We start from the raw sequence: 16,007 nt of genomic DNA, 5'->3' as shown, positions 1-16,007 counted from the left end.
CATACCACTAAACAAAATTGATTTTTAGCCTAAAAACAACGTTTTTGAAACGCTAACAAGAATATTACAGCTACTACAAGCTGTTTATTAAATAGTTTTAATGATGTGATAAAAAACGAAGCATGAGAGGTAATGATGTAGTGCTTTGATTGATTATTTACCTTGGAAATTAAATTACGCAAACGTTACCATAACGTTTATTACTGGTTAATTTAAAGCTCTAGCAAAAATTCAGTTAAGTTTTTATCATGAGGAACTTCTAATTTTTTACGTAGTCGATAACGACGAATTTCTACACCCCTAAGTGAAATATTAAGTAGTGAAGCCATCTCTTTACTACTCATATTCATGTGCAGATAAGCACACAACTTCAAGTCGTTAGGAACAAGGTCTGGATGGTTAGCTTTTAGCTTTTTAAAGAAGCTCTCATGAGCCTCATTAAAGCTGCTTTCGAATAAATTCCAATCACGCTCATCATTCATTCCGTCATCTATTACTTTCTGAATTTTGCGCAACTGGTCTTCTGAAAGCTTTTTGCCATTTTCATCTTTGAGCTTGGTCATCTCTTCACTTAACTTTTGCAATAGTTCATTTTTATAAACTAAGCTCATGGCAGAGTTGGCAAGCTCTCTATTTTTACTGGCAAGTTCTGCCTGCAGTTTTTCTGTTTGTAATTTGATGATTTGCTTCTCGGTATTTTCAGCCTCTTTTTTCAGGTATGCTTCTTTTTCTTGCTGAAGTTTTTCCTTAATTAATTGTTGGTCGCGATTTAACTTTGCTTCATATATTTTTTTACCAGCAATAAGTGCGATAACAATTGCTATTAGATAAAAAACAACAGCCCAGTTGCTTGCATACCAAGGCGGCGCAACGCTAAATTTAAATTCAGTGATTTCACTGACTATCGATTCGCTAATTTTAGCTCGCACTTTAAATTTGTAACTTCCTCTACTAAGGTTTGTGAAATCCTTTTGGCTAGCATAACTCCAGTCAGACCACTGTTTAGAATATCCCTCTAAATAATATTGAAACTTGATTTTAGATTGTCGGTAATAGGGTAGTGAGAAGGATATCCGAATATTATTCCTGCTAAATGGAATTTCTATGCCCTCATCGTTATTCCCATTTTCTGTGATGGTTGAATATTTGTCTGTAATGTCTTCAATCTTTCTAATTAATACAGAAGGCAGTTTTAGATTTTGAGCAGTTTTTTCTGTATTTGTAGTATTATAGATTACAAAGCCATCATCAACACTAATTAAATAAATCTTGTTGCTGATTTGGCTAATATTTTCATAGTATTGAACCATTCGCCCATCTAAGATACTAAACCTGCTAGAGTCGATTTCGATTTTTCCAGGTTCTGCTAAGTCAACCAAACTCATTTTGCCATGGTTTATAAACCAATATTTTTTAAGGCCAGCAGGAATAATTTTATTTGATGCAGCAAAACCTCCTAATTTACTGTTCAGCGATTCATAATTCGTAAAACGATTGCTAATTTCATCATATACCAAAAAACCAACATTAGACGAAAAGACAATTTTATTCTCTATGTTAAAAATATTGATATTGAAGTTATTTGGCAGGCCATTTTTTTCATCAAAATATTTAATGTTTGTAGCTGTTTTTAAATCTGTACTTAAAGTTAGTTTATACAAACCTTTATAAGCTTGACCAACCCAGATATCACCTTTGGTATCTTGTTCTACATATCTAGAGGGTTCGCTAAAACCATCAATTTTATGACTAAACTGCCAATTACCATTTTTGCCTTTCGAGAAAATAGCTAAACCTGTATAGGTGCCCTGTATTAGAAAGTTAGGGTTAGAATTTAATTTTTTAATCGTCCAACCTCCACTTATGGTCGTAAGTTTTTCAATCTTCTCATCTGTTACGCCATAGGTTCCGTTGTTATGACCACATAATAATTGACCATCAATTAATTTAAGTTCCCAAACCTGACCTTGCGAGTTTGGAATTAGTTTAAAATCGAATGAATTAAATAATTTGCCATCTTCAGGTAACCAAGGACTACAAAATAGACCTTGATTTGTGCCTAAGTAAATTTTGTTTTTTACAATCAAACTCGAATAAACCGTGCCGAACTGGCCAGTTTTATCAAAATAAAAATATAAGGGAGAGTTCAATTCAACCCTATCAATTCCATTATCTAGACCCGCCCAAAGATTTTGCTCGTTATCGGCATATAAACTTAAAATGGTATTGTTTTGTAAGCCGCTTGATTTATTAATACGTTGCACAACATTTCCATTCTCATCTATAATGATGATGCCGTTCAAAATTGTTCCGTAAGCATAATACTTACCCAAAATTTTGGCCCCATTATTTAATTGATAAGTTTTAAGGAAGTTATTAGCCGCACTTGCTAAAGGTGTAAATGTTGTGCCATTATAAGTAAACAGCCCATTTTTACCAGTGCCAATAATAAAGCTATTGTCCTTGTATGGTAGAATTGACAGGATGCCCGTACTTCCTAATATCTCGCTTCCTGGTAGTGGTTTCAGTGAGTTTCCTTGAAGTTCGAAAAGTCCCTTACCTAATATTTCTGCAAATAGCCTTTTTCCAGCCTGATGCAAAAACAAGAATGTTGATGACGGTTTTAATACGCTAATTTTTTGATTTTCGTAAATATAGATGGTTGAGAACGATTGAAAAACAACCTTTTTGCCAACCACGTATATCTTCCAAATCTCATCGTTAAATTTAAATTTTTTAGGAATAAATTTTATTAGGGACGTGTAGGTTAGGTGTTTGTCTTTATATTTCCAAAAACCAAACTCACCGAAGCTACCTGTATAAATTAAGCCATCCGCAGCTGCGGCAACAGCACGAACAATCTGGCCATTTGGCATTTTAGATTGTTGCCAATATTTTCCATCAAAAGTTAATAATCCTTCGGCATTGCCGAAGTACATGATGCCATTTTTATCCTTTGCAATTGACCAATTTTGATTACCAGATAAATAAGAAGATTTAGGATAATTTTGAACGTATGGAACACCTATACTTTGTATATCGTTAGCAAATATCCCAGTGGGGATAAACCATAATATAAGATATACAGTAAAGTATTTAAACAAATTATTGGTCATTACAGAAGAACTGTTAGTCAAATATTTTTACAAAATAATTAATTAATAGGGATAATGAGCAATAATTTCTATTTCATCACAAAAGGAAAAATCTATTATTAACTTACGAACTACCTTAACAAATTATTTGCTTGTCACGGGTTGAGGAACTTTCACATAATAACCTGTGCCATCATAAGTTCGCTTACGTGGGTGTGTGGTACATGCAACAGAGCAGCAACCTTGTAAATTATCTCCACATTCATCACACTGTGTAATGTGCTCATTACACTCTGGATTTGCACAGTTAATCATTTTTGGCGTTGTTTTGCCACAGTTATAACAGACAGAAACGATGGTAGGGTTTACAGAGTTTACATCAACGGCGATTCGGTTATCGAACACGTAACATTTGCCTTCAAAATCTTTTCCGCCTGCTTCCTTGCCATATTTTATAATACCGCCATGTAATTGGTAAACATCAGTAAAACCGTGATGTAGTAGCAAAGCTGATGCTTTTTCGCACTTAATGCCGCCAGTGCAATAAGTCATTACTTTTTTGTCTTTGTATTTGGCTAGGGCCTCAATCTGGTCAGGGAAATCGCGGAAGTTTTCGATATCTAAAGTTACAGCGTTTTTAAACTTGCCTAGATTGTGCTCATAATTAGACCTCACGTCTAAAACAATCACATCATCTCTATCTAACATCTCGCTAAATTCTGTAGGCTCCAAATATTTCCCAGTTTTTTCATTCGGATTGATGATACTCGTATCTCTTAATCCAGAATGTACAATCTCCGCTTTATAGCGACAATGCATTTTAATGAAAGAAGGTTCGGCAACCTCATCAATTTTAAAATCAGTTTTGGCAAAACGTTCATCAGCTTTGATATGAGCCATATAAGCTTCACAAGCTTCTTTTGTGCCAGAAACTGTTCCGTTTAAACCTTCTTCAGCTACGATGATACGGCCAACTAATCCTAAGGATTTACAAAAAGTTAAGTGGTCTGCAGCAAATTGTTCTGCATCTGCTATTGGAGAATAGCAATAATAAAGTAAGGTGTTGTATGTCATAATTCATTGATACTGTTGCAAACAGCGTTTAATGCGCTACAAAGATAGGAAAAAGAGCTGAAAGCGTAAAGACTAAAGCTTTCGTCTTTATGCTTTCAGTTTAAAAACCAAATGCAATTCTAAAACCTTGATCTACCTTATAGTTTCCATTGTATGAATAACCATAACTTACACCAAATCCAAATCTTTCAACTCCGAAATAAAACTCTTTATAGTTCTTCTTTCCTGGCTCAGTTAAATAATTAAAACCTACAATTTCTTCCAATTTAAGTTTTCGCAATAGCGGAATTTTATTAACGATAAAGCCAGCAAAGTTATGCTCAAAGTGAGCCTCAATATATTGTTTACTAGTGCTATACTGATAGAAATCTAAATATCTAAACTTTCTTAAGTTTGAAGGGAAGATAGTTGAATTATTTCCTCTGAAGTGCTTACTATCTGGATAAAAGACAGCATTATTATTCAAGAATTTCCCCGCTCCAACTACTATTGATGAATAGCCAACTAAACCCATTCTCACATGTTCTTGGTAAATCTCAAAACTTAATAAATCATAATCAACATCACTATTCAGGATGCCTTTAAAGCCTTTTCTATACCCTAAATTAAAACGTGGAAACTTAGATTCCTCATAAATTTTAGCGTCTGGTCTTGTAGTGTATTTCTGCCCAATGGTATAATTTAAACTTGCTGATATACTAAAAGATTGATAAGTTGGAAATAAAGGTGTTTCTGTTGTCGGGGTAAAAGGGTTGTTCGAAGTATATTCTTCGTCCTTAACATTTCTTATTTTGTAATCACTAGTATTTTGCAAAGTCCTGTTCTGTGCATAATCAATGGAAATAGCGGCTTGCAAACCATCAGCTAATTCTCTAGTCGTGTTTATGTTTGCAAATTCTTTTCTATAGAATTTAGATAAATTTCTTTCAAATAATAATGAATTTATTGTGTTTGAAAGCAGGGTCATAGAACCATATCTATTCAAATCGGCGATGTCAGACCCAAAACTACCACTAATACTGGCACGTTTTAGTGGGTCGTAATAATAAGTTCCGCTTATGTTTCCTGTAAAAATATGATTTGAAAAACCATATCTCACCTCTGGTCTAATAGAATAAAATTTTCTATCCTCAAGCCTTTGTGTATAAGTTACGCCATACTTTGCGGCAAATCCTTCAACTGTGTTAAAGAATACAGATCTGATAATTGGATCGAAAGAAATGGTTCTTTTTTCGTATCTTTTATTATATCTATATCCAGACAGAAATAACTTTACTAAGCCAAATTCATTACTTTCTCTTTCTGTGGAGTCTAAATAATGCTTAGTTGTTTTGCGCAGGGCGATACTATCTTTCCTTTTATAATCGAATCTTTCTTCGTCCGTTAAAGGGATCGGCCTATTGTTCATCCAATACAATGAATCTTTCTTATTTACCGACTTGGTAATTTTTAAAATCTCTGAAGTAAAATAACTTTTTGGGAAATCTGGGAAAGTAAAATTGCTAAAGATTCCAATGAAATAACCTTCAAATTTAAACCCTAATGCTTTTCCATTAAATTCAAATTTTGTAGTTGCTGGCATATAAACCTTTTCTAACTTAACAAACTGTTGTCCAATGTTTAATGTGTCAACAAAGTTGATTCCCGCATCTTCAGTTAAATAAAGATTTGTGCCCATAATTCTCCAGCTATCATCAGCAATGTAAATGATCCCTCTAAAAACTGGGTCGTTTTTACGACGTGGGATAACCTCAATTTTATTAATAGTCACACCACTTTCTTCAGTTGTGCCTAAAAGCTTGTACTTATAATAAAACATTGCATTGTCTGATATGGGAGAAACGAAACTTCTTGAGCTTAAGCCTGAACCTTCAAGCAAAAGATTCTCATAAAAGTTAATCAACATATCAGATGCTTTGTTAAAACTAAAGCCATTGTTGTTTCCTGAAATTTTAGAAGAAACCATTTCTTCCTTAATTTTATCAGGACGCTGGAAACTAAATATCGATTGGGATTCTGATAGATAAATAATACCCTTTCTATTGGTGTCTAAATCTAAAGTCTTTTGAACATCTCTGCCAAAGAACTTTTTTGGTGCACCTACTAGTTTTTGTAATCCTTTTATATATACATCAGCCTTATAAGATTCTACTTCGTTTAGGTATTTTTTTCTATTCTTTACGGCTTGTCTTATAATTTCAAAAGCAGGATCTTCGGCATTTGCCTTAATTACTACATCTTTTAAAGTATAGCTTTCTGGAGCTAAAGTTTGGTTAACAGTCATATCCTGTGTAATTGTTATGACTTTTTCCAGCGCTTTAAAACCAATTGCTTTGTAAACTAAGGTGTAGTTGCCTTTATCCAAGGTTAATTTATAAATGCCATCAACGTTACAAGATGCCCCTTTTGTAGTGTTTTTTATAAACACCGATGCAAAGGGAATAACTTCTCCTACGTTATCAGTAATTTTTCCAGTAATTTGAAATTGGGCGAACGATACGTTTATAACTGTTAAAACAACAATTATTGAGAGGTATATTTTCTTCATAAGTTTATCAAAGGCGTAAATATCGTTCTAAGTTATAGTACTTAACACAATTAATGTGTTAAAGTTTGTTAACTACTAATATATTTGTAGCTTATTTAACAAGCACACAGCTGCGTCAAAATCATATCTATATGTACAAAACCCTTCAACCTGTTCTACAGAAAGAACTTCAAGAAATAGAAAATGCTGGTTTATTTAAGCGTGAAAGAATTATTACCACACCACAAGGAGCAGATATTAAAGTAAGCTCTGGAGCAGAAGTAATCAATTTTTGCGCAAATAACTATTTAGGCCTATCATCTCACCCAAAAGTAATTGAAGCCGCTAAAAAAGCAATAGACGATTATGGTTATGGTATGTCATCTGTTCGTTTCATCTGTGGCACACAAAATATCCATAAAGAATTGGAAGCAAAAATTTCTGAATTTTTAGGTACTGAAGATACTATTCTATATGCTGCTGCCTTTGATGCAAATGGTGGGGTTTTTGAACCATTGTTTGGTGCTGAAGATGCAATTATATCTGATGAATTAAATCATGCTTCAATTATTGATGGTGTTAGACTTTGTAAAGCACAACGTTTCCGTTATAAAAATGCTGATATGGCAGATTTAGAGGCGCAATTAATTGCTGCTAAGGATTGTCGCCACAGGATTATTGTAACTGATGGTGCATTTTCTATGGATGGTTCAGTTGCGCCATTAGATCAAATAGCAGATTTGGCTGATAAATATGAAGCTTTAATTATGATTGATGAATCTCATTGTACTGGCTTTATTGGGAAAACTGGACGTGGTACACATGAGCATTTTAACGTAATAGACAGGATAGACATTATTACTGGTACATTAGGTAAAGCTTTAGGTGGCGCATCTGGCGGATTTACTTCAGGTAAAAAAGAAATCATCGATATGTTGCGTCAACGTTCTCGTCCATATTTATTCTCCAATACTTTGGCTCCGGCAATTGCAGGTGCATCTGTTGCAGTTTTAGATATGTTAAGCGAAACAACTAGCTTACGCGATAAACTAGAAAACAACACAAAATACTTCCGTGAAAAGATGACAGATGCTGGTTTTGACATTAAACCTGGTTTTCACCCGATTGTGCCTGTAATGTTGTATGATGCTAAAATTGCGCAAACTTTTGCAGCTAAAATGCTTGATGAAGGAATTTATGTTGTTGGATTTTTCTATCCTGTAGTTGGACAAGGAAAAGCAAGAATTAGGGTTCAGCTTTCTGCGGCTCATGAGCAACATCATTTAGATAAAGCAATTACTGCCTTTACCAAAGTAGGTAAGGAATTAGGTGTAATTTAGTAGGCGTTACAATAAATATAGTCGCAGAAAAGTCTCAGCTTTAGATTTTGGTTTATTCTTTTCTGCGACTACTGTTTTTGCTGCACGGTAAAAACATCATTTTTAATTAAAAATTCACTCTCGGTTTCTTGCTGCTTAGTTCATTTTCTTGTAATAAATGCGTTTCAAGATAATATTTGAACCGACAGCATATAAAACTATTCTATAAATTGCTGTATATTTGGCAGATGTTACAAGACCAGATCACACAGTATACCGCAGAGATCAATGCATTTGACACTACAAGTGCAGATGAGCTGGAACAATTTCGTATCCGCTTTTTGGGAACTAAAGGTATAATCAAAGATATTTTTGACGAATTTAAAGCAGTTTCTCCAGAAGAGAAGAGAACGCTTGGTAAAGTATTAAACGAATTTAAGCAATTAGCAGAAGCTAAATATCAAGCTTTAAATGAAGTTACTGCTAACTCCAAACTGAAAACTGAAAACTCACAACTGGATATGACTTTACCAGGCGAAGGTTTTGAGGTTGGTGCTCGTCATCCTTTAGCTTTAGTTAGAAGAGAAATCATCGAAATATTTAATAAACTTGGTTTTAGTGTTGCTGAAGGTCCTGAAATTGAAGACGATTGGCATAACTTTTCTGCTTTGAACTTTCCTGAAGAACATCCTGCAAGAGATATGCAAGACACTTTCTTCATTAAAAAAGGCGGCGAAAAAGGAGATATCGCCTTGCGTACACATACTTCTTCTGTACAAGTACGTATGATGGAAGCTGGTCAGCCGCCATTTAGGGCACTAATGCCTGGTCGTGTTTACCGTAACGAAGCAATTTCTGCTAGAGCACATTGTTTTTTCCACCAAGTAGAAGGTTTGTATGTAGATGAAAATGTTTCATTTGCAGATTTAAAGCAAACCTTATTTTACTTTGTTCAAGAATTGTATGGAGAAGGAACAAAAGTTCGTTTCCGTCCGTCATATTTCCCTTTTACAGAACCAAGTGCCGAGATGGATATTTCTTGTACCATTTGCAAAGGCGATGGTTGCCAAATGTGTAAACACAGTGGATGGGTAGAGATTTTAGGCTGCGGAATGGTAGATCCTAACGTTTTAGAAAACTGTGGTATAGATAGTAAAAAATACAGTGGTTTTGCTTTCGGAATGGGAATTGAACGTATTGCCAATTTAAAATATGTAATTAAAGATTTGCGTCTTTTCTCTGAAAATGATGTACGTTTCTTAAAGCAATACAAATCAGCAATTATCTAATGAAAAAGTATATCGGATTAGTTATGGTTATTTTGCTTTTCACCTCTTGTGCGAAGGAAGAAACTTTAATTCCCGATTTGCCTGTAAACTTCAGTGCACCGCTAACCGACCCAAGATTAAGTAGGTTAAGTACAGCAGGAGGAGCGGTAACTTTAACAGGTTATGGTGTTGCGGGTATCATAATTTATCGCAGGGCTGATAACGCTTATGTAGCTTATGATCGTTGCAGTACGGTTAATCCAGAACAAAAAAATGCTGTTGTGGTAGATGACCCAAGTTTAACTGCAACTGATCCGGTTTCTGGCGCTAAATATTCTTTATACGATGGTAGTCCAGTTAAGGCTCCAGCAAAAACTTCTCTAAAACAATACGGTGTTACCATTGCTGGTAATACATTACAGGTAACTAATTAATGGAGCCAGAAAAAATAAAAGAAAGCATTGTAAGAGCGGCGAAAGAGCTTTTTAGGAAATATGGTTACCATAAAACCAGTGTAAATGAAATTGCCAAAAAAGCTCGAATAGCAAAGGCAACCATTTACAAATATTTTGATAGCAAGGAACAAGTTTTAGATGCTATTTTAATGGATTACCTAGATGTAAATCTTCATGAGATCATCAGCAATAAAGTAACCTTTGCTAATGAAGAAGAACATTTAAAGGCTTTGGTGATGAAAACATGCCGTTTATCTTACACGGTTTGTAATGAATTTATCGGATGGGATTTCGTACGCGAAAATGCTAACTCTCAAGAATTCTTAAAACATCTTTCCGATCAGCTTGAAGCACTTTTATTATCTGCATACCTAGAACTAGATCACTTTAAAAAGAACCCAGCTCGCCGTGGTGGATTGGCATTTTTATTAAAAGCTAGTAAGAGTATCGTATTCTCATTTGCCTTTACGTCTGTAAGTGATGCTGATGTACGCAAGAACTTCGTCACCTTTCAAAAAGAGTTATTGCCTTACTTGGTAAAGGCGGCTTTGTAGGGATTCTTAAATTTTCCGTCACCCTGAATTTATTTAAGGGTCTGTGAGAAAGGCACTTATTATTTCTAGCTTTTACCTATCTTGTTTGCCTATGAAAAAGGCAGTTTTTGTAATTCTAATTCACATTGTATTTGTTGGTAAAATCTATAGTCAACAATCAGATTCAACTTTAATTATTGGTAAACCTGCTTTTTATTTAATTCCAGATACTAATGTAAGAGTAGAACTTACTAATTCCTTAAAAGGATTTCTAAAAGCTAGAAGCGATGCCGCGAACCCTAATCCATTTATAGATTCTGTTTATCTGAAAGAAAGTGTTGAGCCTTTCTATTGGTTACTGACTGCCGATGGAAAAAAGCCAAATGGCAAGAACTTTTTTATTCCAACATTATTGACCGTAATGCCTATTGGTGGCCAACGTTATATTATGAAATTGGCTTATATGGCTGTAAGCAACGGCGAATCAAATATTCCAGAATTAAAAATAATAACTTCATTTGAAGCGAGGAAGATAGGTAGCAAGTATCTATTTTACAATACAATTAATTATAATACAAGGTTATATAATGTAAAGGAAGTCGGAAACATCAAATATGTATACCCTAATAAATTGGATGAAGAAAAGGCGAAGAAAATGAATGATTTTAATGCATCCTTTGCTAAAAAATTTAATGTTGCCCCTTTAAAAGTTACTTATTATAAATGTGAAGACCCAGAACAATTATTTAAGATGTTGGGTTTTGACTACATTGAGAATATGTATTATTCTTTGGCGGGAGGGTTGGCTTACCCATGGACAAATACCTTGCTCGCAGGGAATAACTCAGAGCTGTATGAACATGAATTAGTCCATTTTTATACTTCAATATTATTTGAACATAAAACGAGGGTCGTTGATGAAGGATATGCGACTTACATTGGTGGTTCAGGTGGAATTAATATAGATAGTCTTGCAGTATTTGCTAAAAAATATATTAACGCAAATGTGACTTCAGACATTTGTGATGTAGCTACTGATTTTAAGGTTAGAGTAGATGGTGGTGTACCAATAACATATATACTAAGTGGTTTAGTTTGTAAGGACGTTGAAGAAAGGTTAGGGATAGATGGCATTAAGAAACTATTTAATCCAGAACCTCAAGAAGATTATTTTGCAACATTAAAAAGAATTAATGGAATTGGTAAAGAAGAATTCCCAAAATATATAAAAACATTGTTGGCTAAGTATTAACAAAGTTTGCCTGCAAATCGTCCTCGTTTGTAACGAGGATGTTCGAGCATAGCGATTTTATCGCTGATTAATCAATACGTTTTGGATTGGGCATATCTTTAACAAACTATTCAACCCCAAATAATTGCACCGTCCCAATTTTTCTAAACCCGATATTCGTGAATGCCGTTTTTCACGGCAGAAACATTAGCGGGACTTTCCTTTTAAAAGTGCTTCTATCCCTGCTTTTAAAAACCTTAATATTATTGGCTCTCGTGATTGCATATTGTTTGTAAAGAATCCTAACTTTAAATATTGTCTATCTTAATTATAACAACTAATGGAGGCTAAAGAAATCTTAAAAAATCACGTAAGCAAAATAACGCAGCTAACTGATGAACAGTTTGATTATTTTTTCTCGCATTTTAAAAAACAAAGTTTTAAAAAAGGACAAGCCATCATTAGCGATGGAGATCAGGTAGACTGTGAATACTTTGTGATTTCAGGTTGCTTAAAATCTTTCTTTATCAACGATGACCTGAAAATGTACATTCTTCAGTTTGCCATGACTACATGGTGGGCATCAGATTTTAATGCACTCTATAATCATACAAAAGCTACCATCAATTTAGATTGTATCACTGATGCAGAAGTGCTTTGCTTGTCTAATGACGATAGAGAAAAACTATGCAATGAACTTCATGCAGTAGAACATTTTTTTAGATGGAGAACAAACAGAGGTTATGTGGCTACACAAAAAAGGCTATTGTCACTAATGAACAATAATGTAAAATATAGATATGAGGAACTCCTAAAAATGTATCCAGAACTCTATAATATTGTGCCGAAGAACCTTATAGCAGCGTATTTAGGTGTTTCAAGAGAAACCCTTAGTCGATTATATACTGCCGAAAAGTGACTTACATCACATAAATTATTAGCCATTTCAAATGTGATGTAGGTCACGTTAGCACACGAAAAATCCTACCGTACTTTGTGTTGTAATTAAACATAAAGAAAATGAAAAATCAAAAATTTGAAGTGCTAAATGCACAAAGCAAAATTCACTGGGTAGGTAAAAAAGTAACAGGGGCACATGACGGTACCATCGATATTAAAGAAGGGGAACTTACTTTAAATGATGGTGAACTAATTGGTGGAAAATTCATAATTGATACTACATCCATCATCATCCTCGATGTAACCGACCCTACAACTAATGCACAATTTGCAGGTCACCTTGCATCCGATGATTTCTTCTCAAGCCAAAAATTTCCAGAAGCAACGCTCGAAATCAACTCTGTTTCGGGTAAACATATCGAAGGTAACTTAACTATCAAAGGCATCACGCATCCTGTTGGTTTTGATGCAGAAATTAACACCAATGGAGATTTACTAACAGCAACAGGTAAATTAATCATTGACCGTACTAAATATGAAATGAGATTTCGCTCAGGTAATTTCTTTAAAGATTTAGGCGATACTTTAATCTACAATGATTTTGAACTAACCGTAAGTTTAACCGCTAAAGAGGTAAGTGAAACCATTATAGCCTAAAAATTATAGCCATGCCATATATAAAAATAGAAGTAACTCGCGAAGGAGTTACAAGAGCGCAAAAACAAGCTTTAATTAAAGGCGTAACAGATTTAATGACAACTGTTTTAAATAAAGACCCACAATTAACTTCTGTTGTAATTCAAGAAATTGACCTTGATGATTGGGGACAAGGTGGAGAACAGGTATCTGTATTGAGGGAAAAAGGTATCACAGCAGATAAAAAATAAAGCGATGATAAAGCAAACGATAATTGTTACAGGTGCCTCATCTGGCATAGGTAAAGAAATAGCTCGCCACTTTTTAGTAAAAGGGGATAATGTAGTCATCAATTCCGCAACCGCTGAGAAATTGAAAGATGTTTATCAAGAATTAGGAGGAGGAGAAAACTTAGCAATGGTTGCGGGTGATGTAAGCAAGAAAAAAACGGGGGAAGAGCTTTTGGCTACTGCAATTGAAAAATTTGGCTCAGTAGATGTATTAGTGAATAATGCAGGAATTTTTGAGACAAAGGCATTTTTGGAAGTAGATGAAGCTTATCTAGACAAATTTTTAGGGACAAACTTGAAAGGTTCATTTTTTACTACGCAAGCTATAATTCCACAAATGATTAAACAACAAGGTGGAGTAATCATAAATATCGGGACGCCATTGGTAAATCATGCTTTAGGTGGTGCGAATATTACGGCGCAAATGGCTTCTAAAGGAGCTGTGCATTCTCTTACCCTACAATTAGCAGCAGAATTTGGTAAGAACAATATAAGGGTTAATACGATTGCTCCTGGTACAATCCGTACACCTATGCATGGCGATAGTGTTGATGAAAGTGCAGGGCTACACCTCCTGAACCGAGTAGGTGAAGTGCAGGATGTTGCAGAAATGGTTTACACTGTGGCCAAAAGTAATTTTATCAGTGGCGCTACCATCAATATAGATGGAGGTATGGGGGCCGGACATCACTTAAATTAATATGAGAACGCTTTTATTAACTGCTATTCTATTTTGGGCAACGCTGTTATCAAAAGCACAAAATCTAAAGAAAATGGAAAATAATCAGCAAGATTTATTAGCAATAACAGAAGTGCTAGAAAAATATTACATCAAAGGAATTTACGAAGGTGATGTAAACAAATTAAAACAGGTTTTATTTCCTGGTACTTTATTATTTGGCGATGTAAAGGGGGAACCTTATGCAAAAACACTCGATCAGTATCTTTATGGAGTGCAACAACGTCAAAGTCCAAAAGATTCGGGCAAATTATTCAAAGGAACAATTATATCAATTGACATAGTTAATTCTATTGCAATGGCGAGGGTTCAGGTTAAAATGTATGATTTTAATTATACTGACTTGCTATCTTTTCATAAATTGGATAATCGTTGGTTCATTGTAAATAAGATGTTTACAGATATTGTCAACTAAATTTTAAAATTATGTGGTATCAAACAAAAGCATCAGAAATATTAGGTGTACAATATCCTATTTTACAAGGTCCATTTGGTGGTAATCTCTCTTCTGTTGAGCTCGTGTCAATTGTGTCTAATGCAGGTGGGCTAGGGGGCTACGGTGCATATACATTAAGTCCTGAAGAGATTATTAAGGTTAACCAGGAGATAAAAGCATCAACAAATAAGCCTTATAATATCAATTTGTGGGTCTCAGATACAGATGCTGTAGATGGTAGAGTGTCAGACGAACAATTTAAGAAAGCAGAAAGATTATTTAAGCCTTATTTTGATGAATTAGGAATTGCGCTGCCAGAAAAACCAGCGCCTTTTAAAACCCGATTTGAAAACCAAGTGGAAGTAGTTCTCCATCAAAAACCTCCTGTATTCAGCTTTATGTTTGGTGTTCCATCGGCAGATATTCTTGAGCAATGTCATAGATTAGGTATAATTACAATTGGAGCTGCAACTACACTGGATGAGGCCATTGCATTAGAATCAGCAGGTGTTGATTTGATCATTGCTTCAGGATTCGAAGCAGGAGGGCATCGGCCATCTTTTCTCAGGTCTGCTGAATCGTCTACTACTGGAACATTTGTATTACTACAATTGATTAAAGAAAGGGTAAAAACTCCAATTATAGCAGCTGGGGGTATTGCAAATGGTAAAGGTGTAGCTGCTGTAATGATGCTTGGTGCAGATGCCGCTCAGATCGGTACTGCATTTTTGGCTACAAATGAATCAAATGCCACTGATAAACATAAAGAAATGTTGTTCTCAGATGCTGCGAAGTATACGACGCTATCAAGAGCTTTTACAGGAAGGCTAGGTAGAGGGATAACCAGTAGAATTGCTAAGGACCTAATTCATCAAGAGAAAGATTTTTTACCCTTTCCATTACAAACACAATACATGTCGCATTTAAGAAAAGCTGCTATTGAACAAGAAAAATGGGATATGATTTTATTCTGGGGCGGACAAATTGCCCCCTTACTAAAATATAAAAAAGCTAGCGACTTAATGAAATCTATACTTGAAGAAACAAGCAATTATTTTGAGGAATTGAAGGCGTAATATTAATAGCCACTAAATCTTCTTAGCCTGTCTTATCAAAAATTCGCCAAAGGATTTTTAAGGCTAGATGAATCTTGCAATATCTTGCTGACAAGATTGTAAATGCATAAAATAATAATTGGATTTTCGTGTCAATTGTTTTCTTTGCAACTGAATTTTTTACCGTTTTTTCGGAAAGATTTTATCAATTAAACGATATGATTTAAACTAACTATAAGTTTGAACAGATAAATGTTTATTGGTTTTTCTAAAAATTTAGATCCTCAATTTGCTTTGCCTTCATTCGTATCTGTTTCGTAAAAGAGAGATAAAAGATTAAGGTTTTCGACGGACTTTAGTCGGACTTAGTTCGGACCTATGACAATTGAACCCGAAGAAAGTGCGTCTAACGTCCGAATAAAACACTAACTAGTATATAAGGCGATATT

At 34.6% G+C, this 16,007-nt stretch carries 14 protein-coding genes; 11 read left to right on the top strand and 3 right to left on the bottom strand.

Features of this window, described 5'->3' with window-relative positions; genetic code table 11:
• Positions 1-212 precede the first annotated feature (212 nt).
• From R2Q59_RS10690 to R2Q59_RS10680, 3 genes are all read right to left on the bottom strand, one after another.
• A complete protein-coding gene (locus R2Q59_RS10690; protein WP_316785496.1) occupies positions 213-3,116 on the bottom strand; it encodes a triple tyrosine motif-containing protein in 2,904 nt (967 codons plus the stop codon).
• Between the two features lie 123 nt (positions 3,117-3,239).
• The gene (locus R2Q59_RS10685) at positions 3,240-4,169 is read right to left on the bottom strand and encodes a rhodanese-related sulfurtransferase (RefSeq protein WP_410478919.1); all 930 of its coding nucleotides are present in this window, start codon (positions 4,167-4,169) and stop codon (positions 3,240-3,242) included.
• Between the two features lie 100 nt (positions 4,170-4,269).
• Positions 4,270-6,717: a DUF5686 and carboxypeptidase regulatory-like domain-containing protein gene (locus tag R2Q59_RS10680; protein ID WP_316785495.1), complete on the bottom strand. Its 2,448-nt coding sequence runs from the start codon at positions 6,715-6,717 to the stop codon at positions 4,270-4,272.
• A gap of 131 nt (positions 6,718-6,848) precedes the next feature.
• Here R2Q59_RS10680 and kbl point away from each other — a divergent pair, with 131 nt between their 5' ends.
• The 11 genes from kbl (at position 6,849) to R2Q59_RS10625 (ending at position 15,579) form a co-directional block, all read left to right on the top strand.
• Positions 6,849-8,036: a glycine C-acetyltransferase gene (gene kbl, locus R2Q59_RS10675; RefSeq protein WP_316785494.1), complete on the top strand. Its 1,188-nt coding sequence runs from the start codon at positions 6,849-6,851 to the stop codon at positions 8,034-8,036.
• 227 nt (positions 8,037-8,263) lie between these two features.
• Complete coding sequence (pheS, locus tag R2Q59_RS10670) at positions 8,264-9,304, top strand: phenylalanine--tRNA ligase subunit alpha (protein ID WP_316768725.1); 1,041 nt, start codon at positions 8,264-8,266, stop codon at positions 9,302-9,304.
• Positions 9,304-9,717, top strand: coding sequence for a hypothetical protein (locus R2Q59_RS10665; protein ID WP_316785493.1), 414 nt, complete (start codon positions 9,304-9,306; stop codon positions 9,715-9,717). Before pheS ends, R2Q59_RS10665 begins: the two co-directional genes overlap by 1 nt.
• Positions 9,717-10,292 (top strand): TetR/AcrR family transcriptional regulator, encoded by a 576-nt coding sequence (locus R2Q59_RS10660; RefSeq protein ID WP_316768721.1) that lies wholly within the window; start codon positions 9,717-9,719, stop codon positions 10,290-10,292. Before R2Q59_RS10665 ends, R2Q59_RS10660 begins: the two co-directional genes overlap by 1 nt.
• Before the next feature lie 91 nt (positions 10,293-10,383).
• A complete protein-coding gene (locus tag R2Q59_RS10655; RefSeq protein ID WP_316785492.1) occupies positions 10,384-11,523 on the top strand; it encodes a hypothetical protein in 1,140 nt (379 codons plus the stop codon).
• A 319-nt stretch (positions 11,524-11,842) separates the two neighbouring features.
• The gene (locus R2Q59_RS10650; RefSeq protein ID WP_316785491.1) at positions 11,843-12,421 is read left to right on the top strand and encodes a Crp/Fnr family transcriptional regulator; all 579 of its coding nucleotides are present in this window, start codon (positions 11,843-11,845) and stop codon (positions 12,419-12,421) included.
• 101 nt (positions 12,422-12,522) lie between these two features.
• Positions 12,523-13,059 (top strand): YceI family protein, encoded by a 537-nt coding sequence (locus R2Q59_RS10645; RefSeq protein WP_316785490.1) that lies wholly within the window; start codon positions 12,523-12,525, stop codon positions 13,057-13,059.
• 11 nt (positions 13,060-13,070) lie between these two features.
• On the top strand, positions 13,071-13,289 hold the full coding sequence (locus R2Q59_RS10640; RefSeq protein WP_316785489.1) for a 4-oxalocrotonate tautomerase family protein: 219 nt from the start codon (positions 13,071-13,073) through the stop codon (positions 13,287-13,289).
• Between the two features lie 4 nt (positions 13,290-13,293).
• Positions 13,294-14,028, top strand: coding sequence for an SDR family NAD(P)-dependent oxidoreductase (locus R2Q59_RS10635; RefSeq protein ID WP_316785488.1), 735 nt, complete (start codon positions 13,294-13,296; stop codon positions 14,026-14,028).
• A 1-nt stretch (position 14,029) separates the two neighbouring features.
• Positions 14,030-14,482 carry a nuclear transport factor 2 family protein gene (locus R2Q59_RS10630; RefSeq protein WP_316785487.1) on the top strand — a complete coding sequence of 151 codons (453 nt, stop codon included), beginning with the start codon at positions 14,030-14,032 and terminating at the stop codon, positions 14,480-14,482.
• An 11-nt stretch (positions 14,483-14,493) separates the two neighbouring features.
• On the top strand, positions 14,494-15,579 hold the full coding sequence (locus tag R2Q59_RS10625) for a nitronate monooxygenase (protein ID WP_316785486.1): 1,086 nt from the start codon (positions 14,494-14,496) through the stop codon (positions 15,577-15,579).
• The last annotated feature ends 428 nt before the right edge of the window (positions 15,580-16,007 follow it).

The sequence above is a fragment of the Pedobacter frigiditerrae genome (assembly GCF_032678705.1).
Classification (GTDB): Bacteria; Bacteroidota; Bacteroidia; order Sphingobacteriales; family Sphingobacteriaceae; genus Pedobacter; species Pedobacter frigiditerrae_A.
Note: the sequence above shows the minus strand (reverse complement) of the source record. Positions and strands in the feature narration are given on the sequence as shown.